We start from the raw sequence: 26,104 nt of genomic DNA, 5'->3' as shown, positions 1-26,104 counted from the left end.
TGTTATACGCATACTGAATCAAGAGTATTTTATCATATTTTTGTCACCGTATCACTCAAAACAAAAATTAATCCCATTCATACGGGGTTTCCTGATATACGTAATAATTCAGCCAATTCATAAACAATAACGTTGCATGAGCTTTCCAGCGGTTAACAGGTTCTTTCCCGCCGGGCGCAAAATAGTGCTTAGGAGCTTCTACGTTTGAAAGATTTCTCTCTATGTCTCTCTCATACTCCTGAAGTAGCGTATCGGTATCGTATTCCGGATGACCCGTTAAGAAAATCTGTTTTTCGTCTTTTGAAACGATTAAACAGACCCCCGCTTCCTCTGAAACGCTGAGCACATCCAGATCCGAAGCCGATTGCAGCTGCTCCGTATTAATATCTGTATGCCGTGAGTGGGGCACATAGTATAGCTCGTCAAATCCTCTTACCAATCTCTCATGTTTTTTAAGAACGGTATGCTCAAACACACCGAAGATTTTTTTCGGCAGCTCCACTTTCTCAATGCCGTAATGATAGTATAAACCGGCTTGAGCGCCCCAGCAGATATGGAGGGTTGAAGTGACATTCGTTTTGCTCCATTCCATGATTTCCTTCAATTCTTCCCAGTAAGAAACATCTTCAAACGGCAGGTGCTCAATCGGAGCCCCGGTAATAATCATTCCGTCAAACCGTTTGTGGCGGATGCTGGAAAAATCCGTATAAAACTCATCCAGATGCTGCCTTGCCGTATTTTTTGGAGTATGTGTGCTCGGAATTAAGAACGTAAAGTGAACTTGTAAAGGTGAATTCCCAAGCATCCTGAGGAGCTGGGTTTCCGTTTGGATTTTTTTCGGCATCAGATTTAAAATCACGATCTTCTGCGGCCGGATATCCTGATGAAAAGCCCGGCTTTCATCCATTACAAAGATGTGTTCACTTTCAAGCACCTGCTTAGCGGGCAGGTGATTTGGTATATTAATAGGCAACATGCCACCTCCGTTATTCCCCGTTAATTTTCTTCATTATAGAAATTTTTAAGCCATTTTTCAATCCATCCCGGCGTAATAAACCGCATTTAACGCATAATGACAGGGATAAAAGCGGCAAATGGGCATAAATTCGGAGCGGCTCTTTATTATGACGGGTAAAGAGCCGTTTGGTTCCTCGAATAAAACGTTTTCCGTTAAGTGGAAGGAAAAAGCGGTTGCCGTTTGTTTTGCAGTGTAAAACAGGTAAAATAAATGAAGAATGTAAAAAGGAGGGCCGCAGATGACAATTTACGATATAAACGTACGGACCATAACAGGCGAAGACATGACGCTATCGGCTTACAGAGGCAAGGTGATGATCATTGTGAATACAGCAAGCAAATGCGGGTTCACATCCCAGCTCAAGCAGCTTCAGGAGCTCTATGATACATATCGGGAGGAAGGTCTTGAAATATTGGGATTTCCCTGCAACCAATTCATGAACCAAGAACCTGGAAACGAAGCGGAAATTCAAGAGTTCTGTGTGAAAAACTACGGAGTCACATTCCCGATGTTTGCGAAAGTTGATGTCAATGGAGCAGACGCTCATCCTCTCTTCACATATCTGACGGAGCAGGCGAAGGGGATGCTCGGCACAAAAGCGGTCAAATGGAATTTCACTAAGTTTATCGTGGACCGAAACGGTGAAGTCACCGGGCGTTTTTCACCGAACGTCAACCCAAAAGAGCTTGAAGATACGGTGCAGAGGCTTTTGGCCCGATAAGAGGTGATACGGTGAACGAAAAAGAGCAGCTGGAAAGCGTCAGGAATTGGGTCAGAGACAAGCTTATCAATGAACGAACGGGCCATGACTGGCTTCATATTTCCCGGGTCGCAACACTTTCTGTTTATATGGCAAAAGAAGAAGGCGCCGACTTATTTATCACTGAGACGGCCGCGCTGGTTCATGATCTGATTGACGCCAAGCTCGAAAAAAGCGAAAGGCTGACGGCGGGCGAAGTGACAGAACGGCTGGCTGCTTTCAACATCGCGGCTGACTCCATTCAGGAGATCACGGATATTATCACGAGAATGTCATTCAGACACAGGGAACTGCTGATAAAGCGGCCGCTTTCATTGGAGGGGAAAGTTGTTCAGGATGCAGACATGCTTGATGCGATCGGCGCAGCGGGCATCGGCAGGGCTTTTATGTTTGCCGGGGCGAAGGGTCATCCGATGTACGGAACTCAAACAAGTGTGCTGGCCCATATAGAGGATAAATTAATCAAGCTTAAAGGCTTAATGAATACAAAAGCGGGGGCCGGTTTAGCAGAGGAGCGGCATCAATTTCTTTTACAGTTCGCCGCCCGTATCCAAAAAGAGGCCGGCATTTGCAAAAGCTAAGCGGTGCAATAGAACGCTTGTGCCGACTATGTTAGAATAAGTGTCAGATTGCGCATAGGAGGACCAATATGAAGATTAAATCAATAGAACCGACGCCGAGTCCGAACACGATGAAAGTGATTTTGACTGAAGAGCTTCCGGCAGGGAAAAGCAACAATTACAAGCCCGATCAGGCAGATGATGCTCCGGTTGTCGTACGTGATATTTTAAACATTGAAGGAGTAAAGGGCGTTTATCACGTTGCCGATTTCCTGGCTGTGGAGAGAAACGCACGTTTTGACTGGAAGGAAATTCTGCCTCAGGTCCGTTCCGCCTTCGGAATGGAACATACGGAGCAGTCAGAGAGCCGTTCTGAACAGGAATCGTTCGGTGAAGTGAAAGTTTTCGTACAAATGTTCAGCGGAATCCCGATGCAGGTCAAATTGACGGACGGCGAACGTGAAGAGCGCTTCGGCCTTCCGGAACGTTTCCAAGAAGCCATTTTAAAGCTGCGTTCCGAAGCTTCAAATGTTGTATTTGAGCGGACTTGGAAAGAACAAGGCGTGCGCTTCGGAGATTTTACCGAAATCGGACACGATGTCACAGAAGAGCTTCAGGCCGCCTACAGTGATGAGCGGCTCAAACGCCTGACAGAAGCAGCCGCACAGCAAAAGGGTGAGGCCAGACCTGCAGTGCAGCGGAAAGCTTATAAAGTGACACTGGACATGCTTGATGATGAAGACTGGAAACAGCGCTATGCCCATCTTGAGCAAATGGATCCGGATGAAGACGATTTACCAGTATTGGAAAAGGCGCTGCATGATCCGAAGACTTCGATCAGAAGACAAGCCGTCGTTTATTTGGGAATGATCGAAAAGCCGTCTGTGCTTCCGCTGTTATACAAAGCGCTTGAAGACAAAACGGTGACGGTCAGAAGGACGGCGGGTGACTGTCTGTCGGATCTCGGCGATGAGAGCGCCATCCCGGCCATGATAAAATCGCTCAGTGACTCAAGTAAGCTCGTGCGCTGGCGCGCGGCCATGTTTTTATATGAAGTCGGCAATAAAAGCGCGCTGGAAGCATTAAAAGCGGCGGAAGACGATCCGGAATTCGAAGTCAGCCTGCAAGTCAAAATGGCGATTGAACGGATTGAGCACGGAGAAGAGGCGAAAGGTTCAGTCTGGAAACAGATGACTGAAAGCAGAAAAAAAGAACAGTTATAACAAAAAGGTGCGCCATGCACCTTTTTTATTTGAATTCACTTTTTATAAAAATTATTTAGAATATTGTTGAAAAATGATTCAAAACTCTATATAGTAAGTACAATATTAATTGTTGGAGGGTTTTTATCGAAATACAGAAAGAATAGAAAAGCGAGACAGGGCAAAGACACTGTAAAATTTGCAGAACGCGCCCTAGAATAAACTGAAAATTTTAAAAATAGTGCACAGTCTAAAAACAGTAGGGGGATCACCATGGCAGAATTACGCAGCAACATGATCACACAGGGAATTGACAGAGCGCCGCACCGCAGCCTTCTTCGCGCTGCCGGCGTAAAAGAAGAGGACTTCGGCAAGCCGTTTATCGCGGTCTGTAATTCATACATCGATATCGTTCCCGGGCATGTTCACCTGCAGGAATTTGGAAAAATCGTAAAAGAAGCAATCAGGGAAGCGGGCGGTGTGCCTTTTGAATTTAACACGATCGGAGTAGATGACGGAATCGCAATGGGGCATATCGGCATGAGATATTCGCTGCCGAGCCGCGAAATCATTGCCGATTCAGTTGAAACGGTCGTCTCGGCGCACTGGTTTGACGGAATGGTCTGCATTCCGAACTGCGACAAAATTACGCCGGGAATGCTGATGGCGGCTATGCGGATTAATATTCCGACCATTTTTGTCAGCGGGGGGCCGATGGCAGCCGGCCGCACAAGCGACGGCCGCAAAATTTCGCTTTCTTCAGTATTTGAAGGCGTCGGCGCATATCAAGCCGGGAAAATCGGTGAAAGCGACCTGCAGGAGCTGGAACAGTTCGGCTGCCCGACGTGCGGATCTTGTTCGGGCATGTTTACGGCAAACTCCATGAACTGTCTGTCTGAAGCGCTCGGTCTGGCGCTTCCGGGCAACGGAACAATTCTTGCAACTTCACCGGAAAGAAAAGAGTTTGTGAGAAAATCAGCGGCCCAATTGATGGAGACCATCAAAAAAGACATTAAGCCGCGCGATATCGTCACCGAAAAAGCGATTGACAACGCATTTGCGTTAGACATGGCTCTCGGCGGCTCAACCAACACAGTGCTACATACGCTTGCGCTTGCCAATGAAGCTGGGGTTGAGTACTCTTTAGAACGCATTAACGAAGTGGCTGAACGAGTGCCTCACTTATCGAAATTGGCGCCGGCCTCGGACGTCTTCATTGAAGATCTGCACGAAGCGGGCGGAGTCTCGGCGGCCCTTAATGAATTAGCGAAAAAAGAAGGGGCGCTTCATCTTGACGCGCTGACTGTAACAGGCCGCACACTCGGAGAAACAATTGCGGGTCATGAAGTAAAGGATTATGACGTGATTCATCCGCTTGACAATCCGTTTACCGAAAAAGGCGGTTTGGCCGTCCTGTTTGGGAATCTGGCTCCGGACGGCGCCATTATCAAAACAGGCGGCGTACAGGACGGGATTACAAGACATGAAGGTCCCGCTGTCGTCTTTGATTCCCAGGATGCCGCGCTTGAAGGCATTATAAACCGCAAAGTAAAAGAAGGAGATGTTGTCATTATCCGTTATGAAGGGCCAAAGGGCGGCCCGGGCATGCCGGAGATGCTCGCTCCGACGTCTCAGATTGTCGGAATGGGGCTTGGCCCGAAAGTGGCGCTTATTACAGACGGCCGTTTTTCAGGAGCGTCCCGGGGCCTTTCAATCGGGCACGTATCGCCTGAAGCGGCTGAAGGCGGCCCGCTCGCATTCGTAGAAAACGGTGACCATGTCATCGTTGACATAGAAAAACGGATTTTGGACGTACAAGTGCCTGAAGAAGAATGGGAAAAACGCAAGGCCGAATGGAAAGGCTTCGAGCCGAAAGTAAAAACAGGATATCTGGCCCGGTATTCCAAACTCGTAACAAGCGCCAATACGGGCGGAATCATGAAAATATAAAACAGAGGCCTGAACAATTGAATTCCGGCCCCCTCTATAGTATCCTTGACTTCATATAAGGATTTTAGAGGGGGCTTTTTTATGTCAATGGCTTATGAAGAATATATGCGCCAGCTGGTCGTGCCGATGCGCCGTGAGCTGACGGGTGCGGGTTTTCAGGAATTAACGACTGCTGAAGAAGTAGAAAGCTTTATGGAACAGGCAGAGGGCACGACATTGGTCGTTGTCAACTCCGTGTGCGGCTGTGCAGCAGGTCTTGCCCGTCCGGCTGCGACTCAGGCTGTTTTACAGCATGAAAAAGCGCCTGATCATACGGTTACCGTATTTGCCGGTCAAGATAAAGACGCAACTGCAAAAATGCGTGAATATTTTACGGGGCAGGAACCTTCCTCGCCTTCAATGGCGCTGTTAAAAGGGAAAGAGGTCGTTCATTTTATTCCCCGCCACGAAATCGAAGGGCATGACATGGAGGAAATTATGAAAAATCTGACGGATGCCTTCGATGCGCACTGCTGAAATGCCCGAATTCCGGGCATTTTCTTTTTGGAGAAAAAGATGATCACAACGAGTTACAGACCAAGCGAATATACGATACACACAGCGCAGTCGCTCAGTGTCAAGCTGGGTGACACTTACTGCAGCCGCAATAAACAGCCCATTGAAAAAATGCTGGAACGAGCGGCTAGCGATCTTTTAGTCATCGGAAAGGAACGGTTCGAACTTTACACGAAGCAAGGGGAGAAGTTCTTTTTTCACCCGAATACAGCGATGTTCCGCGCAAAGCGGTTTTTGAGAGGGGAAGCCGAGCCGTTGTTAAAAGCAGCCGGATTACGCGAAGGGGATTCCTTTTTAGATTGTACGCTCGGCCTGGCATCCGATGCGATTTTGGCAAGCCTGGCAGTCGGAAAAAGCGGACAAGTCATCGGCCTGGAGAAAAACAAGCTTGTCTCATTGCTTGTTGAAACAGGACTTCAAACGTGGGAAACCGGAATGGAGCAGCTCCAAACCGCCATGAAACGCATTCAGGTCAAACATGCCGACTGCGCCGATTATTTGCGGGAGCTTCCTGATTCATCGGTAGATGTCATTTATTTTGACCCGATGTTTCACGAACCTGTTGAAACGTCAGACGGCATTGCACCGCTCCGCGCGCTGGCAGAAGAGGGTTTTAACGAAGAGTGCATCACGCAAGCCGTCCGGGCGGCGAAAAAATGCGTAGTGCTTAAAGACCATTGGAAAAGCCCGCGGTTTGAACGATACGGCTTCAAGGTGCTGAAAAGAAAGACGGCGCTTTTCCACTTCGGTGTCATCCATGTAAGCTCATGATATCATGGGCTTCTTTTTCGTTAATCAGTGATTTCCATAACGACAAAATAAAGCAGCGTGAGAAGTGATACTGTCGCAAATAAAGCGTTAATCATCTCATCCCCTCCTTTTTCTCCTTCTTATTGTAAGCGGTTTATCCGCTCGGTCACAGTTACCAATTTCCCATATTGCATGATAATACGCTGCCGGACATGACGCCGCGCTTTCATCTATGCTAAAATAAAGGAAAAGAGGACAATAAAACAGAGGGGAACAATCTGTCATGAAATTGTGGATGAAAAAGACCCTTGTGGTTCTGTTTACCATTGTAACGTTCGGACTCGTGTCTCCTCCGGCTGCTTTGATGACAGACAAGCCTTCAGGACAGTCGAGCAGTCTTGAGCAGAATGATTACACCGCTTTTTATGATGAACACGCCCTGCCGGGAGAAGAGAAGGCAGGGCGGGAGCCTGAATTACTGTTTCAATCGTATCAGCAGCAGCTTCTCGGTGATGCTGAAAATCAATCATTTTTAAAATTCGGCAGCAAAATCTCTCCGGTCATTGAAGATGATTACAGAAGTGAAATTCTGCCGAAAATCGAAGATGTGATCACAGGACATTTAGCCAAGTTTCAAGATGATGAAGCGTATCAGGATGTGGTTATTTCCAGCAAACCGTCGGCCGGAAAAACCGAAAAAATTTTTCATGTGTATAACAGGCTGACGGGTGAAGATCTTTTAAGGTTCCACGTCCGCCGGGATCATCCCCCGCAAGACGGCTACTGGTTTAATTTTCATTACCATACCGCTGAAGACGGATTTCAGTCACATCATGAGCTCGGCAGCATTTACTGGGACCGCAATACGCCGCCTGACTGGATGAGCGTGTAATAGCGAGAAGAAATAAAAAAATCATTTCTGAGAAATTTTGCAGAAATGATTTTTTATTGTGTTACACTACTAAAAGACTACTTTAAAAGGATGAAAAAAATGAAACAATATAAAGATTTGTGCCGTCATGTGTTAGAAAACGGAGAAAAAAAAGGAGACCGTACGGGAACGGGTACGATCAGCACGTTCGGCTACCAAATGCGGTTTAACCTTCAGGAAGGTTTCCCGATGCTTACGACGAAAAAGCTCCATTTTAAATCCATCGCGCATGAGCTGCTATGGTTTTTAAAAGGAGATACGAATGTCCGCTACCTTCAGGAAAACGGAGTCCGCATCTGGAACGAATGGGCAGATGAAAACGGAGAACTCGGACCGGTTTACGGTTCTCAATGGCGTTCATGGCGCGGAGCGGACGGCGAGACCATTGATCAAATCTCCCGGCTGATTCATGACATCAAGACAAACCCGAATTCCAGACGTTTAATCGTCAGCGCTTGGAATGTCGGCGAAATTGATCATATGGCGCTTCCGCCTTGCCACTGCCTGTTTCAGTTTTATGTCGCGGACGGAAAACTGTCGTGTCAGCTTTATCAGCGCTCAGCGGATGTCTTTCTCGGCGTGCCGTTTAATATTGCGTCTTATGCGCTTTTAACATTGATGATCGCGCATGTGACGGGACTTGAACCGGGTGAGTTTGTTCATACATTCGGAGACGTCCACATTTACCAAAACCATGTGGAGCAGGTGAATCTGCAGCTGACAAGGGATGTCCGTCCGCTGCCGAAACTGCGGTTTGCGCGAAATGTTGATTCTATTTTTGATTTTACGTTTGAAGACTTTATCATTGAGGATTATGACCCGCATCCGCACATAAAAGGAGCTGTCAGCGTATGATTTCGTTTATTTTTGCGATGGATGAAAACCGGCTGATCGGAAAAGATAACGATCTGCCTTGGCACCTTCCCGATGATCTCGCATATTTCAAAAAAGTGACGACGGGCCACACCATTGTAATGGGGCGGAAAACGTTTGAATCAATCGGACGCCCGCTTCCGAATCGGCGTAACATCGTTGTAACCTCACGGGACGAATCTTTATTCCCGGGCTGTATTACCGCCGACTCGGCTGAGGAAGTGCTCAAGCTGATCCCGGCCGATGAAGAATGCTTTGTGATCGGCGGCGCCCAGCTGTACAGTGCGCTCTTTCCTTATGCGGACAGACTCTACATGACAAAAATTCACCATGTCTTTGAAGGAGACCGTTTTTTTCCGGAATTTAATGAAGCTGAATGGGAATTGACATCCCGCAAACAGGGAGTAAAAGATGAAAAAAACCCTTACGATTATGAGTACTTTGTATACGAGAAAAAGAATTGAGTTTAAGCAGGGGGACAAGAATTGATTCGTTACGGCTGCCTTGTGATGTACGTTGTATTTATGTTCATGAAAAATATTCAGGAATATATCAATCAAAAAGAGCTTGACCCGCGGCTTTCTTTTCAAAAACAGATGAGGCTGGTGTATGAGCGGCCGAAAGTCTTTATGAGAGGCTGCATTGACGTGTCGGGATCGGCAATCGGCATTCATCATGATCAGCCGATACCGGACGGCCCCGTATTGTATGTGCATCCCAGATTGCGCCCGGCTGATCTTCTGCTGCTTGCGGGACATCTTGAAGAGCCAGCTGGTTTTATCGCTGGCGAGAAAGCTTTCCGGATGCCGTTTCTCGGAAATTGGCTGCGGCTGATGGGTGTCATTTGTGACGGGGACAGCCGGGATGCCATGTTTCAGGAGGCGGAAGTCCGTCTGCAAAAAGGGCAAAGTCTGATTCTGTCCGAAGACGGCAAAATCAATCCGGAGGAACTGGCCCTTCGTTTCGATCTCCCGATTGTGCCTGTCAGCACTTCGGGAACAGACCGGCTGCTGCGGGGCAGATTACTGAAACGGCTGAAACCGGCTGACATTGAATTACATATAAAGCCCGCTTATTATCCGGCCGGTCAGAAACGGCTCCGTGCATAAAAAAAGCACAGTCTCTATAGAGAGGCTGTGCTTTTTTATTTCAGATAAAGGGGACTTTGACGCAATAAAATAAAATACAGAAAAACATCGAGGCGCTGCCGCCTAAAACAAAACTGTGCCAAATGGCGTGATGATACGGAACCTTTCTCCAAATATAAAATATTGTGCCGGCGGAATACAATAAGCCGCCGAAAAGAAGAAGGCCGAAACCGGGGCCTGACAGCGAAGCGTACAGCGGTTTAATGGCGACGATGATCAGCCAGCCCATCATTAAATAGACAAGCGTTGAAAAAATGATAAACCGCTTCACGAAAAAGATTTTAAACACGATGCCTCCGATGGCAAGCGACCAAACAATAATTAAAAGGGTCAGACCGAGCGCCCCTTTAAGGGGTCCTAATAAAAATGGCGTATATGTTCCGGCTATTAATACGTATATCGCGGAATGATCCACAATCTCAAGAATGTCTTTCGTTTTTTTATGCTGAATGCTGTGCAAAAGAGTCGAGCTGAGATACAGCAGCAGCATTGAAGCGCCGAAGATTGAAAAGCTGACGATGTCTGTCGGCGAGCCGTATTTCACCGCGAAGATAATGAGAAAAATAAGCGCCGGAATCGACAGCAATACACCGATTCCGTGTGTGACGGCATTTGCGATTTCTTCTTTTATTGTGAACAATCAAATGTCCTCCTTTTTAAAGGATTTGTTTTTGCAGTGACTGCAAAAAGCTCAACCCTTCTAATGTAATTTTTGTTCCAGCGCGTCCTCGGCCTTTTGTCACATAGTTCATCTTTTCTAAGTAATCAAGCCTGTTTCTGACCTGCTGGGGCGATAATGTCATTGTGCTGTTTTCGCTTAATTCGGATATGCTCCGTCTGCTGGCGGATTCGCCTTTTGTATTTAAGTCTTTAATTGATTCCAAAATAAACAAAAACTCTTCTTTCTCCATCAATGTCAGCCGTTTTTCTTTTTTCTTAGCTGTTTTCGCTTTCTGGCTGTTTTTGATATACAGCGGGACATCATCGGGATAAATCGTGCTGCCGGATGCTGCCGCGGCCATATAGTACGCCGCATTTTGAAGTTCTCTGATGTTGCCGTTAAAGGTGTGCCGCTCAAACAGCGGATAAACGGACGGATCGATATGAACATGCTGCCCCGTGGCTGTCAGCATATGCTGCAGAAGAAGCGGTATATCGCTTTTTCGTTCAGATAAAGCAGGGAGCGGAAGGCATAACACGTGAAGCCTGTAAAATAAATCTTGGCTGAACGTATTTTCTGCGCCGGTATCACCAAGATCCGCCGTGCTGCTTGCAATGATGCGGGCAGAAAGCCCGGCATCCAGCTCGGAAAGAAGGCGGGCCTGTACCGAGAGCGGCATGTCTCCGATTTCATATAAGAATAATGTTCCGCGGCGGGCCCTGTTTAATGCGCCTTCAGCGCCGAACAGTTCATATTCGAGCCGCTCTTCGCTTTGGCTGCAGTGAACGGTAATAAATAGTTCGCTGTTTCTGCGGGATTTATGATGGATCGCTCTGGCCATTTGTTTTTTTCCGGTTCCGACTTCACCCGTTATGAAGACTGGCAAATCAGATAAGGCAAATTGCGAGGCCAATCGTTTCGCTTCTGAAAAGGTGTGATGTTCGCCGGCCAGCTGATAAAAAGGATCAGTTTGTTCAATTACACTCATGAATTGGCTCCTTTTGGTTCTAATTGGTTTAAGTATAACACGTTTGTGCGATCGAAAATATCTTTTTCTCTTGTATCGGTTCATTTAATTTTATTTACAAAATTAAAATAATTGTCTTATTATTTGAATATTCATGTTATAATGGCATATTAAATAGGGATTTAAATAAGAAAGGACTCTGTAAATGAAACCGTTGCTTAAAGAAGACTCTCTCATCCAGGTAAAAGACATTTTAAAAGCGCACCAAAATGTAAAGGACGTTGTGATACATACGCCTTTGCAGAGGAATGACAGACTTTCTGAGAGGTATGGCTGCAACATCTATTTGAAAAGGGAAGACCTGCAGGTGGTCAGATCATTTAAGCTCAGAGGGGCTTATAATAAAATGAGGCAGCTCTCAAAAGAGCAGACTGAAAACGGAATTGTATGCGCAAGTGCGGGAAACCATGCGCAGGGGGTTGCGTTTTCATGCAAACACCTCGGCATTCACGGCAAGATTTTTATGCCGTCAACCACACCGAGACAGAAAGTATCCCAAGTGGAATTGTTCGGAAAAGAATTTGTTGAAATCATATTGACGGGTGACACTTTCGATGATGCGTATAAGAGTTCTGCAGAATGCTGTGAAAAAGAAAACCGCACGTTTATTCATCCGTTTGACGATCCCGATGTCATGGCCGGACAGGGAACGGCTGCCATCGAAATTTTAAATGACATTGACGTTGAACCGCATTTTCTTTTTGCAAGCGTAGGGGGAGGAGGACTCCTGTCCGGGCTCGGCACGTACATGAAAAACATCTCGCCGGATACAAAAATCATAGCGGTAGAGCCGAAGGGCGCAGCCTCCTATTTTGAATCGAAAAAAGCCGGACAAGTGGTTGAACTTGAGAAAATTGATAAATTTGTCGATGGGGCGGCTGTAAAAAAAATCGGCGCCGAAACCTTTCAAACGCTCGAAACCGTCGTCGATGACGTTGTGCTTGTCCCGGAAGGAAAAGTGTGCAGCACGATTCTCGAATTATATAATCAATGCGCCATCGTAGCGGAGCCGGCGGGGGCATTGTCCGTGTCAGCACTTGATTTGTATAAGGAAGAGATTAGAGGGAAAAACGTCATCTGCATGGTCAGCGGAGGGAATAACGACATCGGCAGAATGCAGGAGATGAAGGAGCGCTCCATGATTTATGAGGGGCTGCAGCATTATTTTATCGTTAATTTCCCGCAAAGGGCGGGAGCGCTTCGCGAATACCTAGATGAAGTGCTTGGGCCTGATGATGACATCACCCGGTTTGAATACACGAAAAAAAATAACAAAAGCAGCGGCCCCGCATTGGTCGGCATTGAGCTTAAGCATCGGGAAGATTACGGCGCGCTCATTGCCCGGATGAATCAAAAAGGATTTCATTACGTAGAGGTGAATAAAGATCAGGATCTGTTCCACCTGTTAATCTGACTTTTTTTAGAACGACGCGCAAAATGACAGACACGCTTTCTCAGATTGTATATAATAAAAAGAAAACAATCGAAAAAGAAGGATTGATATCTTGTTACTCAAAAGCCTAGAGTTCAAACGACAGGACGGGATTCAGGTAAAAGTGACAGAAATACCGGTTGTCACGGAAGGTGAACATTATTTTTTTCAAATTCATCAGCACCTTGAGCTTTATTTGAGAGAGGTTTTTGCTTCACAAAGTGTGAGAACAGTGTATTCATTCCGACAATATGTCAAGCGCCGTATGAAGTGGAAAGATTACGAGGCCGTTTTCAACCAAGAGATTTTAAAACATAACGCATAACGGTGCATATTCCTTAGCGCCTTCCTTTTGATAAGGGAGGGTGCGGGAATTTTTTTATGATGAATGCTGTAAGCGTTTTATCCATGGGGGGGAATGGAAATGAAAAAAATGAAAATCTTCGCTGCCGTCTTTTGTTTGCTGCTCTTGTGCGCCTGCGGGGGGAAAACGATAAAAGACCCGCTGAACTATCAGATTGAACCGTTTTCATATCAAAACCAAGATGGAAAAACAGTGTCACTGAAAAGCCTGAAGGGGCATGTCTGGATTGCCGACTTTATGTTTACAAATTGTAATACGGTCTGTCCGCCGATGACGGCCCACATGACCGAACTGCAAAAAAAACTGAAGGCTGAGAACCTGGACGTGCGGATTGTGTCGTTCAGTGTAGATCCTGAAAAGGATACGCCGAAACAGCTGAAAGCATTTGCTTCCAAATATCCGCTTTCGCTTCGCAACTGGGATTTTCTGACCGGTTACAGCCAAAAGGACATTGAAGATTTTGCGCTGAACAGCTTTAAAGCAATCGTCAAAAAGCCGGAGGGAGAGGACCAGGTCATACATAAAACCTCTTTTTATTTAGTCGGACCTGACGGGAAGGTGCTTAAAGATTATGACGGCGTGCAGAAAGTTCCGTATGATGACATCCTCTCAGATGTCAGAGCGGCTGAGGAGCTCAAGTAAACTGGCAGATTAGACATTTTCAAATCTGAAAAAACATGTTACACTTTCCACTAGTAGACGGGGAAGGAGCAACCAGATTGAAGCTGCGAATGTTCTCATTGATCGCCGGACTGGCCTTGCTTTTATCAGCTTGTTCTGTCCAGCGCACCGGTTCTGACGCTGAAGAACCGAAAACGAAAGATCATATTGTCATAGCTGCGGTCGGTGATTCATTGACTGAAGGAGTAGGAGATCCTGACGGTTCAGGATACGTCGGCAGGGCAGCGGAGTCTCTTAAGAAAAAGGGACATGTGAAAACGGTAGATATTAAAAATTATGCGGTGCAGGGTGACAAAACGTCGGACCTGCTGGAAAAGCTTGATAATAAAAAAGTTCAGAAATCATTAAAGAGCGCCGACTATATCTTTTTTACCATCGGCGGCAATGACTTAATGAAGGTGCTCCGCCAGAATATGATGCAGCTGACGGTTCAGCCGTTCCAAAAGGAAGAGAAACCTTTTGAAAAACGATTCAAGGCGATCGTTTCAAAAATCCGCAAATATAATGAAAACGCAGAGCTGGTGTATGTCAGCATGTATAATCCATTCACGTTTACGCTGCCTGAATTAAAAGAAATTAATGGGGTTGTAACGGATTGGAACAAGATCGCCGCAAAAGAGCTGGAAAAAGATCCCCACGCCGCTGCGGTGAATGTTGAAGACTTGTTCAGTCAAAAAAGCGGAAGCAGACGGATTTCAAAGGATGATGATTTTCATCCGAACGCAAAAGGATATGCACTCATCGCCGATCGATTGTACGGCATCATTGAAAAACAAGGGTTACCAGCAGAATAGGGTGAAATGATGAAAAAATGGAAATCGCTGTTTTTTGTTCTTCTCGCACTCAATGTGATTGCCGCAGCGGTAATTGTGACATTATTGGTTATGCCGGGAGAGCAGGCGAAAATACAAGATCAGACAAAAAGTGAGTACGGCTTTCATATCACGAGCTCGAAAGAATCTCTTGCCAGGTTTGTGAATGCGTACTTAAAAGAGAAGGCATCGAATCAGCTTGACTACAAAGTGGACATCAATAACGATGTGCACGTGGCAGGTAAAATCAAAGCATTCTCAACCTCCATTAACGCGGTCGTCACATTTGAACCGTCCGTACAGGAGAACGGAGATGTGATGTTGAAAGTGACGAAGTTTTCCTTAGGCGAATTAAGCCTGCCGATCAGCTTTGTGTTGAATTATATGGACAGCTTTTATGAACTCCCGTCATTTGTGCACGTTCATTCCGGGGATAAAAGCATCGAGATCCGTCTGTCGGAAATGCCTTTAGACAACGGCATGTATGTAAAAGCGGATAAAATCAATCTCGACACGGATGAAATTGAATTTTCCTATTATCATCCGAAACAATAAGTTTTCATAAAAAAAACACAGATCCTTTCAGGGATTTGTGTTTTTTCGTGTCAGCGTTTTTTGTCCAGCTTGCTGAACAGTTTGATTAACGTTGCGAGCTCTTCATCAGAGTAGCAGTCAAACCGTTTAAAAAAGTATTCTGTTTTTTTCTGGTTGAAATGATCGACAATTTTCTCCCCGGCTTCCGTAATATGGATTCTGATAATTCGCCTGTCCTCTTTAGAACGGATGCGGGTGATCCATTCCTTTTCTACTAAAGCGTCGGTCACTGCGGTAATATGGCTTGCGGAGACCTCAAGAATGGGGGCGAATTCCGTTACTTTTTTAGGCCCTTGTTCACTGAGAATCCGCAAAATGGTGAATTCGTTCCTGGACAGCTCTTTATCTAGAATTTCATTAACTTCATTTCTGATTTGTTTAAACACTTTTCGAAGCAAAGCTTCCATATCATACATCATTTGTGTCCTTACTTTCAAATCATGAACCTCCAATATGTAGTCAGCGTGGCATTCGTTTAGCTTCCCCTGAAAGCAGAATTATTTTTATTCTGTTTATACATGCTATAATATAATAATACCACGTATGAACAAAGGAGGGCACCCGTATGTCAGAAAAAAAAGAAATCGCCACATTTGCAGGCGGCTGTTTTTGGTGCATGGTGAAGCCGTTTGACGAACAGCCCGGGATTGAAAAGGTGGTGTCCGGCTATACAGGAGGTCATACTGAGAATCCGACTTACGAAGAAGTGTGCAGTGAAACGACCGGACACAGAGAAGCCGTTCAAATCACATTTCAACCTGACATTTATCCGTATGAAAAGCTTGTCGAGCTGTTTTGGCAGCAGATCGACCCGACTGATGCAGGCGGCCAGTTTGCAGACCGCGGAAGTTCATATCGGGCGGCGATATATTACCATAATGATGAACAAAAACAAATCGCTGAAGCCTCAAAAAAACAGCTTGAAGAAAGCGGCATATTTAAAAAGCCGATCGTGACAGACATCTTGAAGGCTGAGCCTTTTTATGAAGCGGAAGGCTATCATCAGCACTTTTATAAGAAAAATCCTGATCACTACGGGCGCTACCGTGTAGGTTCCGGACGTCAAGGCTTTCTTGATGAGCATTGGAGGGACAGATAAGATGGCTTTTAATAAGGAAGAAAAAATCAAATCATTAAACCGCATGCAATATGAAGTCACACAAAATAACGGAACGGAGCCGCCGTTTCAAAATGAATTCTGGGATCACAAAGAAGAGGGGCTGTATGTTGATATCGTATCGGGAAAGCCCTTGTTTACTTCTCTGGATAAATTCGATTCTCATTGCGGCTGGCCCAGTTTTACAAAACCGATTGAGGAAGAAGAGGTTGACGAAAAACTGGACACAAGCCACGGGATGATCCGGACGGAAGTGAGAAGCAAAACAGCTGATTCCCACTTAGGCCACGTATTTAATGACGGTCCGGGGCCAAGCGGGCTCCGTTATTGCATTAACTCTGCGGCACTCCGGTTTATTCCGAAAGACAAGCTGAAGGAAGAGGGCTATGAAGCCTGCCTGCATTTATTTGAAAAATAGAGCTCAGCAATGAGGCCTGCCTATCAGACAGGCCTTTTTTCTATGTTTTTTTTTCTTCATGTAATCGTTCAATAATCTTTACGATTGTGTCTTTTGTGATGAGCGGCGCCTGATCGGATTGATATCTGGGGAGATTGACCTTCCGAAATTCCGGATGTTTGGCGGGGTCGGGCAATATCGCGTAAAGATTGCCCCATTCATATAAAGATTCCGTCTCATGAGGAGAGGTCAGTTCTTCATGAAGCTTCTCACCAGGGCGTTTTCCTACTTCAATAGCGGCGGGGCGAGGCAGTCCGTGCCGGAACGCATATTCTTCAAATCCGTGAAGCAGTTCTTCAAGCCTCAGGGACTCCATTTTAAAAATAAATGTTTCTCCGCCCTTTGTAATCGCCGCAGATTGCAGGGTGAGCGTTGCGGCATCATCAATCGACATAAAAAACCTCGTCATGTTTTTATCCGTAATGGTGAGCGGGCCGCCTGCCATCAACTGCTCAAATAAAATAGGAATAACAGAACCGCGTGAACCGAGCACATTGCCGAAGCGGACCGAACAAAACACCGTACCGCGGTTTTGAACATGATGATTCGCCTGATGAAACAGCTTTTCGGACAACAGCTTCGTAGCTCCCATTGTGTTTACCGGGGAAACGGCTTTATCGGTTTTTTAAGATATTTACTGTATTTTGAGGGACTATCAGTGACGGTGAGGTCGATAACGAAAAATTAAACCTTAGGATAGGGATAATTTCAAACTGAGCCGGAATTGGCCCTTTTCTTTTTTGTGTCATCGTAACGATAACTTCTTTGAAGATCATTCTTAATAGCGCGTTCTTTTTCTCTGTGCTTGATTCAATGTGATATTGATCAATTATCCTATTTATGTTGTTTCTGACTGTATTACTGTCTATTTCTGATTGCGCTTCTTGAGTTCCATTGAGCTCATGCTTGGCAATCTGGAGTTCTTTAAATTCTTCATCTAAAACAGCTTTTCTTTTCAAAAAAAGTTCATCAGTGTAAATGCCGCTCTCATATTTCTCGAAGATAAAATTCTCTTTGTTTTTTAACTCTTGTTCTTTTTGTGATAGATGTTCAGACATTTGCTTTTTTGTTTTCACATTACTATTTACGTCTTCGTATTTAGAAATCATTGAAGTGATATGTTTTGTTAAAATCTTATTATCTAAGTTGCTTAAAGAAGAGAGGTAATCCAAAATGGCATTTTCAACATCGTTATATCTTACATAAGTGCATTTATTCTTTTTGCAAGTGAGTGATTTAACGTGATACACACTTTCCGTGCCGTTTTTGTTTTCTCGCGTTCTCCTAGTTTCGTATTTAGATAATGGTTCACCGCACTTAGAACAAGTGCATACGCCTGCCAATTCACTTAATTCCAATGCATTTTTATTAGGCAGCAGGGGGACTTTGTTTGCAATTTTATCTTGTGATTGTTGAAATTGTTCTTGATCTATTATAGGGGCATGTGCATCCGATACTACAATTTGTTCCTTTTCAGGTCTAATTGTTCGTTTACCGTCTTTTGTTTTTTCCCTAACCTTATATTTAACAGTTCCGATATACGCTTCGTTTTGCAGAATTGCTTTAATTGTGTATTGATTCCAGCGCTTTTTTCCTGATGGAGTCGGTATTTGTAATTTTGTTAAGTGAGAAGCAATCGCTGTATAACTATAATCTTTTCCATTCAACCCATTTAAAAAGATGTTAAAGATGAATTGAACGACTTTTGCTTTTTCTTCGACTGGGACTAGTTTGGATGTTTTTTTGTTTAACCGGTATCCATAAGGCGCTAGTCCGGAAATCCATTTCCCTTGTGCCGCATATGTGTATTTAGCGCCTGTCATACGCTCTCTGGTCATTTCAAATTCTTCTCTGGCCATAAACAATTCAAAACGAATCTGACGCATGTCTGCAGGGTTTCGAGGGTCATAAACTTTATATGGTGTAATGATAATCAATCGCTTGCTTTGAAGAAGGTTAACAATTTGTCCCGCATCACTGTAGCTCCCGCGGCTGAGTCTTGTTATTTCTTTAACAGCAATTGCCTGGTACTTGCCTTCCTCGAGGTCTTTAAGACATTCTTTAAAAACAGGGCGGCCCTCAATGCTTTCCCCAGACCCGATTTCCATTTTTAATTCATAGGGGATTTCAATCGACTTCAGTATTTTATTCATGAGTTCTTTTTGTTCTGTTAGAGTATCTTCGCCTGTTCTTTTTTCTCGCTCCATATCCTGACGAGAGCGTCTAAGATAACCCAAAATATTTGTAATGTTGTAAGAATGAACGATGTTTTTTAACTCCAAAAAAACAGCACCTCCTCTTTATTGTATTTACTGTAAAAACAGTAGTATTCGTACAATATTCTGTCTGACATTGAACACGAAAATAACGTAATATATTGTAAGGATTGTATTGTTTGAATATTGATCTATTCTAATCGTATTCATTTTTTAATTAAACGCCGACTGTAATTAACAGGGTTTTTATTTTGTTCATTTAATCCTCATATGGCAGCGCTTATGAGCAACTATAACTTGAACACTAAATAAAATAATGGTTTTATCCATAAACAAAGAACTTAAAACGATGGGGGAAATATCAAAGGAGCTTAATATTCCAGACTGGGGTATTCTGAATCTTTTTTTAAGGCGAAAAAAGTGGACAAGCTTTCTTATCCTGAATTGTCAAAGAGGAGGAGAGCAAAGGACTTTGATCTGTTATACGATCTGCATTTCAACAAAAAAATGAGTCTAAAAGAAATTGGCCGGAAATATGGTTATTCACCTCCCTACATCCGTCAAGTTTTTAAGGATCAAGGAATTGAGCACTTGGCGTTTAAAAATCAGAATAAGAATTAAGGAAATTAACGGATACGTTAATTCTAAAAACATCTAAGACTGTTTTTGAGAACAGTCTTTTTTATGTAGTAAAAATATCTTAAATTGTGAATGAATATTTGATCACCGTAGTGATTTCTGAACAGTTTCAAATGCAGGACTTCCTTGCCTTTTTTAAACTAATATTATAAAAACAGGAAAAAATATTAGTATTTTATGGTATTGTGGTCAATGTGTTGAACAATAAAATTAGGGATAAAGGAGAGTTTAAATAAAATTCTTTTGATGGTGCTTGCAGCCGTTATAGCCATCCCTACTGTTGGAGCTTCGGCCTCAGAAGTGCAAAAAGCAAGTGTTTCTAAACAGGACGTGCAATTTACTTATAATCCTACCGAGCTTCAAAAACTAGCTAAAGAATACTCAGTCCCACCAGTTAAAGAAAAAGGCATTTTAAATGCTGCTGAAGAATTAAAAGGTCTCGAAAATGGTAACTCACAAGATCAAATGAGTACTATGGGAGCTAAAAGCGCCGCAGCTAAAGAAGCGATTAAGGTTATTAGAGGACTAGCGAATAATGCTTGGGCAAAAGACATTTTAGGTACAATGTTTGGAAAGTCCACGGTAAACAAGATTATTAAAAACACAAACAAAATTTGTAAGGTTCTCGAAGATATAACCGGAGCTCCTAAAGAGGTTGCTGCTATGGCAAGAAAACAAATCCCGCCAGCTATTAAAGGTGCAGTTGGCGCAGGAGTTGCTGAAACAATTGGCATGGCAGTAGAATATATCATCCTTGCTGCAGATTATCTTGTTCTTTAAATACTAAAATTAAAGGTGATAACATGACTGGAAATCGTTTTGTAGACTGGTGTAACGAAAATAACTTAAATTCTAAAGATGAAACTTTTCTCGTCCAGTTGTCAGGTGCATTTTGTAATTATGAAAATGATAAAGCGAAAGAAATGAATAAACAACTATTCATTAACCGATACGGTGAAGAGCTTGGAATTAGCTCCATTAAAGGAGATAATCGATCAGAATATGAAGAAATTATTCGTACTTATGAAAAGAATAATTACAAGCAGAACGAAATTAATATAGATGAACTGCTTCAGGTATTATTTGAGACAGAGATGATGTTATCTTTAAAAGAAAAGTTTTGATAAAATCCTAATTGATGTATCATAGGGGTTTAATCAGCCACTATAGGCCACAGAGTCCCTCACACGCTCAGTGGTTTTGAATGTATCCAAATAAAAAAAGAAGCCTCAGAGGACTTCAAAATAATTAATTCTTCTCACATGCAAAGTTGTCATTATCCCGATCCATCTTAGATGTATAAGCAGGGTGAGTGCTTGGTACTCCATGCGGATATTTCTTTCTCAGCTCTGTGCAGTTTGCAAAGTGTTCTGTTCCTCCAGCAGAAGGGGAGGCTTGTGCAGAGTTAGAAGAGCTGCTTGATGCTGAACCGCTTGAGTTCGATTTATGTGTCTCGGATTGGTGTGTTGCAACTGACTTTTGAGCCGGCTTAGATACACTTACTGATTTCTTCGGTTTCGTTACGCAGCCATTAAATCCTTTATCAGTCGCATATCCATTCTTACTCCAAATCTTCAAGTCTTTATCTTTCGCAGCTTGCTCATCTTTCTTATACGTGTCTAAATACTTCGTGTTTGGCTCATATACATAAGCTACTCGTGCTAATCCTTCTTTAAGCAGTGTTTCTTGTACTGATTTGCCATCTGCATAAACGTAAGCTAACAGTCTTCCATACTTATCTCTGCGGTCACCTTTATCAAATTCAAGCTGTAGCTTACCGCTATTGACCAATTCTTTATTTCGCTTAGATGAATCCTCACCATGTGGCTGAACACAAGAATTTGGTTTCTTCGTCTCAGGTGTATCAATAAGCAAGTAGCAGACTGTGTCTACATTTCCGTTGTAGTTAACTTTAATTGTGTAACCATCAACTGCTCTATCTAATTTAACATCGACCAATTCTTTTTTGTCTTTTTTCTTAGATTTGTCAGCAGTTTTTTCTTTAGCAGCTTCCTTTTGTTCTGTTTTCTTTTCTACATCCGTAGACGCTTGTGACGTTTCTTTTTCTGTGCTTACTTTTTCAGAATCATTTGAGCTGCAGGCTGCCAATGATAAGCTCAAAGTGAATTCTGAACCCAGTAAAGTTTTAACATACCCCAACAAAACTTAAACAGAGATGTGATTATATTTTGGGAAAATTAAATTTAGAAACAATAATTAGATACAGGATTATAATTATTGATGGTTTACCGATATAATTAGAGAACAAACATTCTAAAAGGGGGAATGAAGTTGAAGAAAGTATTATTGGGTTTTTAAAGTCGGAAAATCAAATGGAACTTAATTAAGTGTTTGTACCTTCGGATATATTAGAGGTTTGTTATTCAATAAAAGGGTAATTAAAATTCAAATAATAGGTGGAGTAAAATTGTCCAGTAAAGGGATATGGGAGGAGCAAGTATGGGACAAAAAAATAGACAGCACTATGTTCCGAAATTTTATTTGAGAATTTTTCTGAAACTGACAAATCAATTAGCACATTTAATATCATGAATTCATTATACATTCAAAATGCTTCGATTAAAGATATGTGCCAAAGAAACAATTTCTACGGTGACGACAAAGTAGTTGAGGATTTTTTAGATAAAGAGATTGAAAGAAAAGCCGCGAGAATTTTAAAGAAAATTATAGACACGAACAGTATCATACACTTTGTTAATGAAATAGAAGATTATGAACATCTACTTACTTTTTTATTAGTTAGTGAGGGAAGAAATTTAAGGAGTGCTGACTCAGCAGAAAATGCAGCTGATAAACTGATTAAAACAATGATTAAGGGACACCCTAATTTTAAAGAAGTAGATTTAGAACAATTTGAAATCAAGATAAATCAACCTGCTAATAATATTATAGGTATTGCTTTAGAAAGTTCCCCGCTAATTTATGATTTGGAACCTATCTTGATATTACAGAAAACATCAAGACAGTTCATAACATCAGATAATCCATTAGTTCGTTACAACTCATTTTATATTGGAAGGAATTATTATGGAAGGGGCTTTGGCCTTGTTACTAGAGGGCTACAGTTGTTCCTCCCAATATCTCCCCAGCACTGTTTACTCTTTTACGATAGTGTAGCATATGATATTCCAGGGGAAGAAAATGGTATTCTAACATTAAAAAGAGCCCGAGAAATAGATTATTTAAATGAGCTGTTCTATTTAAATTCTTATAATAATACTTTCTTTAATCAGAGAATAAAAGAAGACTATATTAGAAAAATTCATAATAAAAATAGGAATACTTCCAAAATTAATGAACTAGATAAAGAAGTTAAATTTTACCATTCATCAGAGGATAATAACCAAATAATAAGTCTCTCACACAATAGAGTTACCAAAAAAATTAATCTTCCGTGGATTACTGATTCTAGATTTGCAAAAAGCTTAGTTCTTCCTCGACATATGGGAGGGTTACAAAGAATGGAATCACCAATTATCAGAGAATATATGAAGAATACTAGAGCTAATTTTGAAAATCAACGATAAAGATATCTTTGGTCATAATTATTTTTAATTTCACGGACGAATTCCCTTTTTCGTCATCAAGATTAACACTACATTCTTACTTAACAATTTATTTCAAAATTAAAAATCCATTTCCAATCAAATAACGATGTATTTCTTGAGCCTAACTATGGGGGAGGGGAGAAAAGCGCAGTAAGGATAGAGTTAGGATAGAGTTTCCTTCTGGCTCTACGGATAGGATAGTAATTAAAACAGCAAATAACACTTACATTTTGTTCACCACAAGTGCTGCTTCAATTATGAATAAAATTGTTACTGATTAACAAATTCGTATCCTCAGTAATTATTCTGAGGAGTATGGGGGTGTTTTTATTGACTAACTTTGTCCATAAGACTATCAATGGTTTGAAAAGTCTTTTAGATGAAAAAGGGGCTATTAAATTGTTTTGTTCTGAGGGATATATTATAGAGAGCCTTGTGACTTTTTCTCCAAACAAAGCGTCTCTTAGTGAAATCCAAAACTTTCAGTCGAATCATAAATTCACTCTTCCTGATGATTACCTGAAGTTTATTTCTCAGCATAATGGTGCGAAAATTTTCGAAATTCTTTCAGAGGGTGAGAATATTGGAAGAGGACTTCATCTATTTAGCCTTGAAGAAATAGAAGAAGAACTAAAATACGAGCTTTTGTTTGAAGGTATCAATGGAATACCTGTTGGCTACCTGTTGGAAGAATGTCATTTAATGATCGACAAGGATAGAGTGAATCAAGGTGATCCTAATTATCTATTTATATTTGAAAGTGGTTCAGAATATAATCCATTAAATTTAAACTTTGAAATATTTTTAGACCGATATATTATGTCGAACGGGGATGCTTTTTGGGACTGGAAATACTATACAGCTGAAAATTATTACAGGACGAGATAAAACTGTGTATGACAGTCGGAACGGACTGTCTTTTTCTGTTAATCAAATAATAAAGCTATGGTAAAATTTAGATGAAATAAGTGGGAAGGAGACAGATATGAAGGTATTTGAAGCATCCTCGTTAATCTCAGCAGCGGAAAAGCGAGCAAAAGAATATGATCAGATTAGAGAACAATTTATCAATCTCAGAAAAGCTTTTCAGGGAATGGCTGACTTAGATGACAGTGAGTTTTCAGGTAAAGGTGCTGATAACATCAAAGCATTCTTCCAAGATCATGCAGGTGTTACTGACAGCTGGCTTGATCTAATAGATATGAAGATTGCGTTTCTTAACAGTATTTCTGGAAAAGTATCTGATGCGGGATTAGCCGATTCGTTTGTGGAAGAGTCATTTTTAGAACATGAGTTGATTCATGCGAAGAATAAATCAAAAGCCATCATGCAAGAGCAGCGGAATGAAATGAGGGATATTCTTAACGAGATAAGCGATATTGTCCCTATGCAGGTTTTTTCAACAGAGGGTGTCGATCAAAAGCTGGAATCAGCAGACAAAAAACGGGACGATACCATACATAAACTCGGCAAGCTTGATCACGATCTAACGAAAGAATACGCCGAAACAGAAGCGAACGAACAGTTCATCCAGGCCGACTTTCAGCAGCTCCAAAATGCAACAGGCCAAGGAAAAAACGCCACTCCGCTTCACTATAACGCCAAGGCGTACAGAGAAAGTGACATACATAAGAAAAAAGGCGAGATTGCAAGACATTCAGACGCTTACCTGACAATTAAAAAGGAAGAAGCGAAAGAGCGGAAAATCAAGGATCTTAAGAAAAAGCTCGCTGATGGAGTAACTGATCCTGATGAATACTTGGAGATTGCTAAGAAGATCGGCTATGAAAACCTTGAACCTTCCCAGCAACAGTATGTGACGCAGCTTGAACAAGCAAAACAGCTGGAAGAAGCCGGAGAAGTAACTTGGGATATTTTAAAAGGAGCCGGCGTCGGTCTTTATGATGTCGGGAAAGACACGGTAACAGGTTTATGGCAGCTGATCAGCAAGCCTGATGAAGTTGTTGAAGGTATCATAGGGGCAGTTGCTCATCCAATTAACACGTATAATGCCATTTCAACAGCTATTGAGGAATCGTATCAAAAAGATATGGTAAATGGAGATGCGTATTCCAGATCAAGATGGGTGACATATGCGGTCGGTTCAGCAGCTGTGGCTGTCGTCGGAACGAAAGGCGCGGGAGCCGTTAACAAAGCTGATGCGGCGGGGAAGGTCATAAACAAGGCAGGACAGGCAGGGAAGAAAATTAAAGATGTTAAGATTGCAGATTTGCTTCCTTATAACTCTAAGTATGATCTTGCCTTGGCCGATAACGTACCATACAATGTGGTTGACAGCCAAAACCTTAAAAATGAACTTTTGACCAATGCAAAGAAAATCCCGGATGGAACGAGAAAGCCATTTACTGGTCAGAAAGTAAAAGTCCCTTGGTTAAATAAAGAGAAGTATGAGGCCTATGAAATAGATGGCAAAGTAAAAACAAAAGGGAAAATTAGAGATGTAAGCCGTAGGGTATATACAATGAAAGATATTGATCTTAATCAAAAAAATCGTAAAGGCCTTACGAATCTTCAACTAATGAAAAATGGTAATGCTCCTTATGCAAAAGATGGAACCCAAATTAATTTGCATCATTTGATCCAAGAAGAGCCTGGTACTATGCTGGAGATACCTGAAAGCTGGCATAATAAGTACAGTGATGTTTTGCATGGATTAAAAGGGAATGGACAGAGTTTTAGAAATGATCCAGTACTTGATAAACAATATAAAAGTTTCAGAAGAAGGTATTGGAGATGGAGAGCTCAGCAATTTGAGAACCAAGAATAA

General features: G+C 42.5%; 27 protein-coding genes and 3 pseudogenes. 23 read left to right on the top strand and 7 right to left on the bottom strand.

Annotated features, from left to right (window positions below; translation table 11 throughout):
* Positions 1 to 67: 67 nt before the first annotated feature.
* Entirely contained in the window at positions 68 to 973 is a 906-nt protein-coding gene (metA, locus tag V7728_RS13370) for a homoserine O-acetyltransferase MetA (protein ID WP_003153608.1), read from the bottom strand.
* Positions 974 to 1,256: 283 nt separating this feature from the next.
* On the opposite strand from metA, the gene V7728_RS13365 reads away from it, so the two are divergent.
* The 10 genes from V7728_RS13365 to V7728_RS13320 all read left to right on the top strand — a co-directional run bounded on the left by V7728_RS13365 (position 1,257) and on the right by V7728_RS13320 (position 9,708).
* On the top strand, positions 1,257 to 1,739 hold the full coding sequence (locus V7728_RS13365) for a glutathione peroxidase (RefSeq protein WP_007409521.1): 483 nt from the start codon (positions 1,257 to 1,259) through the stop codon (positions 1,737 to 1,739).
* A gap of 11 nt (positions 1,740 to 1,750) precedes the next feature.
* Positions 1,751 to 2,359, top strand: coding sequence for an HD domain-containing protein (locus tag V7728_RS13360; protein WP_099566863.1), 609 nt, complete (start codon positions 1,751 to 1,753; stop codon positions 2,357 to 2,359).
* A 68-nt stretch (positions 2,360 to 2,427) separates the two neighbouring features.
* A complete protein-coding gene (locus V7728_RS13355) occupies positions 2,428 to 3,561 on the top strand; it encodes a conserved virulence factor C family protein (RefSeq protein ID WP_335371367.1) in 1,134 nt (377 codons plus the stop codon).
* 252 nt (positions 3,562 to 3,813) lie between these two features.
* On the top strand, positions 3,814 to 5,490 hold the full coding sequence (gene ilvD / locus V7728_RS13350) for a dihydroxy-acid dehydratase (protein WP_099566861.1): 1,677 nt from the start codon (positions 3,814 to 3,816) through the stop codon (positions 5,488 to 5,490).
* An 81-nt stretch (positions 5,491 to 5,571) separates the two neighbouring features.
* The gene (locus tag V7728_RS13345) at positions 5,572 to 6,006 is read left to right on the top strand and encodes a BrxA/BrxB family bacilliredoxin (protein WP_003153619.1); all 435 of its coding nucleotides are present in this window, start codon (positions 5,572 to 5,574) and stop codon (positions 6,004 to 6,006) included.
* A 39-nt stretch (positions 6,007 to 6,045) separates the two neighbouring features.
* A complete protein-coding gene (locus tag V7728_RS13340; protein WP_032870018.1) occupies positions 6,046 to 6,816 on the top strand; it encodes a class I SAM-dependent methyltransferase in 771 nt (256 codons plus the stop codon).
* A gap of 262 nt (positions 6,817 to 7,078) precedes the next feature.
* Positions 7,079 to 7,687 carry a YpjP family protein gene (locus V7728_RS13335; RefSeq protein WP_007409526.1) on the top strand — a complete coding sequence of 203 codons (609 nt, stop codon included), beginning with the start codon at positions 7,079 to 7,081 and terminating at the stop codon, positions 7,685 to 7,687.
* A 99-nt stretch (positions 7,688 to 7,786) separates the two neighbouring features.
* Entirely contained in the window at positions 7,787 to 8,581 is a 795-nt protein-coding gene (locus V7728_RS13330; protein ID WP_025284896.1) for a thymidylate synthase, read from the top strand.
* Positions 8,578 to 9,063 carry a dihydrofolate reductase gene (locus tag V7728_RS13325; protein ID WP_032870014.1) on the top strand — a complete coding sequence of 162 codons (486 nt, stop codon included), beginning with the start codon at positions 8,578 to 8,580 and terminating at the stop codon, positions 9,061 to 9,063. Before V7728_RS13330 ends, V7728_RS13325 begins: the two co-directional genes overlap by 4 nt.
* Before the next feature lie 21 nt (positions 9,064 to 9,084).
* Positions 9,085 to 9,708, top strand: coding sequence for a lysophospholipid acyltransferase family protein (locus tag V7728_RS13320; RefSeq protein ID WP_099566860.1), 624 nt, complete (start codon positions 9,085 to 9,087; stop codon positions 9,706 to 9,708).
* Between the two features lie 40 nt (positions 9,709 to 9,748).
* Here the strand turns inward: V7728_RS13320 and trhA are convergent, their stop codons facing one another.
* Both trhA and V7728_RS13310 read right to left on the bottom strand, forming a co-directional pair.
* The gene (gene trhA / locus V7728_RS13315; RefSeq protein ID WP_007409529.1) at positions 9,749 to 10,387 is read right to left on the bottom strand and encodes a PAQR family membrane homeostasis protein TrhA; all 639 of its coding nucleotides are present in this window, start codon (positions 10,385 to 10,387) and stop codon (positions 9,749 to 9,751) included.
* 16 nt (positions 10,388 to 10,403) lie between these two features.
* A complete protein-coding gene (locus V7728_RS13310; protein ID WP_099566859.1) occupies positions 10,404 to 11,396 on the bottom strand; it encodes a sigma-54-dependent transcriptional regulator in 993 nt (330 codons plus the stop codon).
* A gap of 184 nt (positions 11,397 to 11,580) precedes the next feature.
* Here V7728_RS13310 and ilvA point away from each other — a divergent pair, with 184 nt between their 5' ends.
* From ilvA to V7728_RS13285, 5 genes are all read left to right on the top strand, one after another.
* A complete protein-coding gene (gene ilvA, locus V7728_RS13305; protein WP_025284892.1) occupies positions 11,581 to 12,849 on the top strand; it encodes a threonine ammonia-lyase IlvA in 1,269 nt (422 codons plus the stop codon).
* Positions 12,850 to 12,940: 91 nt separating this feature from the next.
* Complete coding sequence (locus V7728_RS13300; protein WP_007409532.1) at positions 12,941 to 13,192, top strand: DUF2535 family protein; 252 nt, start codon at positions 12,941 to 12,943, stop codon at positions 13,190 to 13,192.
* Positions 13,193 to 13,291: 99 nt separating this feature from the next.
* Positions 13,292 to 13,873: an SCO family protein gene (locus V7728_RS13295; RefSeq protein WP_099566858.1), complete on the top strand. Its 582-nt coding sequence runs from the start codon at positions 13,292 to 13,294 to the stop codon at positions 13,871 to 13,873.
* Between the two features lie 77 nt (positions 13,874 to 13,950).
* Positions 13,951 to 14,706 carry an SGNH/GDSL hydrolase family protein gene (locus tag V7728_RS13290; RefSeq protein ID WP_003153635.1) on the top strand — a complete coding sequence of 252 codons (756 nt, stop codon included), beginning with the start codon at positions 13,951 to 13,953 and terminating at the stop codon, positions 14,704 to 14,706.
* A gap of 9 nt (positions 14,707 to 14,715) precedes the next feature.
* On the top strand, positions 14,716 to 15,279 hold the full coding sequence (locus V7728_RS13285; RefSeq protein ID WP_007409535.1) for a YpmS family protein: 564 nt from the start codon (positions 14,716 to 14,718) through the stop codon (positions 15,277 to 15,279).
* Between the two features lie 50 nt (positions 15,280 to 15,329).
* Here the strand turns inward: V7728_RS13285 and V7728_RS13280 are convergent, their stop codons facing one another.
* The gene (locus V7728_RS13280) at positions 15,330 to 15,755 is read right to left on the bottom strand and encodes a MarR family transcriptional regulator (RefSeq protein ID WP_003153639.1); all 426 of its coding nucleotides are present in this window, start codon (positions 15,753 to 15,755) and stop codon (positions 15,330 to 15,332) included.
* A 128-nt stretch (positions 15,756 to 15,883) separates the two neighbouring features.
* Here V7728_RS13280 and msrA point away from each other — a divergent pair, with 128 nt between their 5' ends.
* A complete protein-coding gene (gene msrA, locus V7728_RS13275; protein WP_003153641.1) occupies positions 15,884 to 16,417 on the top strand; it encodes a peptide-methionine (S)-S-oxide reductase MsrA in 534 nt (177 codons plus the stop codon).
* Position 16,418: 1 nt separating this feature from the next.
* Complete coding sequence (gene msrB, locus V7728_RS13270) at positions 16,419 to 16,853, top strand: peptide-methionine (R)-S-oxide reductase MsrB (RefSeq protein WP_007409536.1); 435 nt, start codon at positions 16,419 to 16,421, stop codon at positions 16,851 to 16,853.
* Between the two features lie 40 nt (positions 16,854 to 16,893).
* Here the strand turns inward: msrB and V7728_RS13265 are convergent.
* Positions 16,894 to 17,514: pseudogene (locus V7728_RS13265) on the bottom strand (polysaccharide biosynthesis protein); the annotation flags it as partial.
* A pseudogene (locus V7728_RS13260) lies at positions 17,490 to 19,174 on the bottom strand (recombinase family protein). The pseudogenes V7728_RS13260 and V7728_RS13265, both read right to left, overlap by 25 nt.
* A gap of 819 nt (positions 19,175 to 19,993) precedes the next feature.
* Here V7728_RS13260 and V7728_RS13255 point away from each other — a divergent pair.
* Both V7728_RS13255 and V7728_RS13250 read left to right on the top strand, forming a co-directional pair.
* Positions 19,994 to 20,527: a hypothetical protein gene (locus V7728_RS13255; protein WP_099566855.1), complete on the top strand. Its 534-nt coding sequence runs from the start codon at positions 19,994 to 19,996 to the stop codon at positions 20,525 to 20,527.
* Between the two features lie 23 nt (positions 20,528 to 20,550).
* On the top strand, positions 20,551 to 20,871 hold the full coding sequence (locus V7728_RS13250; RefSeq protein ID WP_060562820.1) for a hypothetical protein: 321 nt from the start codon (positions 20,551 to 20,553) through the stop codon (positions 20,869 to 20,871).
* Positions 20,872 to 20,995: 124 nt separating this feature from the next.
* Here V7728_RS13250 and V7728_RS13245 read toward each other — a convergent pair whose 3' ends face one another.
* Positions 20,996 to 21,907, bottom strand: a complete 912-nt coding sequence (locus tag V7728_RS13245) for a thermonuclease family protein (protein WP_099566854.1) — start codon at positions 21,905 to 21,907, stop codon at positions 20,996 to 20,998.
* A 389-nt stretch (positions 21,908 to 22,296) separates the two neighbouring features.
* Here V7728_RS13245 and V7728_RS13240 point away from each other — a divergent pair, with 389 nt between their 5' ends.
* From V7728_RS13240 to V7728_RS13225, 4 genes and pseudogenes are all read left to right on the top strand, one after another.
* Complete coding sequence (locus V7728_RS13240; protein WP_253612905.1) at positions 22,297 to 23,295, top strand: DUF4238 domain-containing protein; 999 nt, start codon at positions 22,297 to 22,299, stop codon at positions 23,293 to 23,295.
* Between the two features lie 90 nt (positions 23,296 to 23,385).
* A pseudogene (locus V7728_RS13235) lies at positions 23,386 to 23,597 on the top strand (SunI/YnzG family protein).
* Between the two features lie 49 nt (positions 23,598 to 23,646).
* Complete coding sequence (locus tag V7728_RS13230; protein WP_080130311.1) at positions 23,647 to 24,204, top strand: SMI1/KNR4 family protein; 558 nt, start codon at positions 23,647 to 23,649, stop codon at positions 24,202 to 24,204.
* Positions 24,205 to 24,301: 97 nt separating this feature from the next.
* The gene (locus V7728_RS13225) at positions 24,302 to 26,104 is read left to right on the top strand and encodes a T7SS effector LXG polymorphic toxin (RefSeq protein ID WP_098081512.1); all 1,803 of its coding nucleotides are present in this window, start codon (positions 24,302 to 24,304) and stop codon (positions 26,102 to 26,104) included.

Origin of the sequence: Bacillus sp. JHAA (assembly GCF_036961585.1) — a bacterium.
GTDB lineage: Bacteria > Bacillota > Bacilli > Bacillales > Bacillaceae > Bacillus > Bacillus velezensis.
Note: the sequence above shows the minus strand (reverse complement) of the source record. Positions and strands in the feature narration are given on the sequence as shown.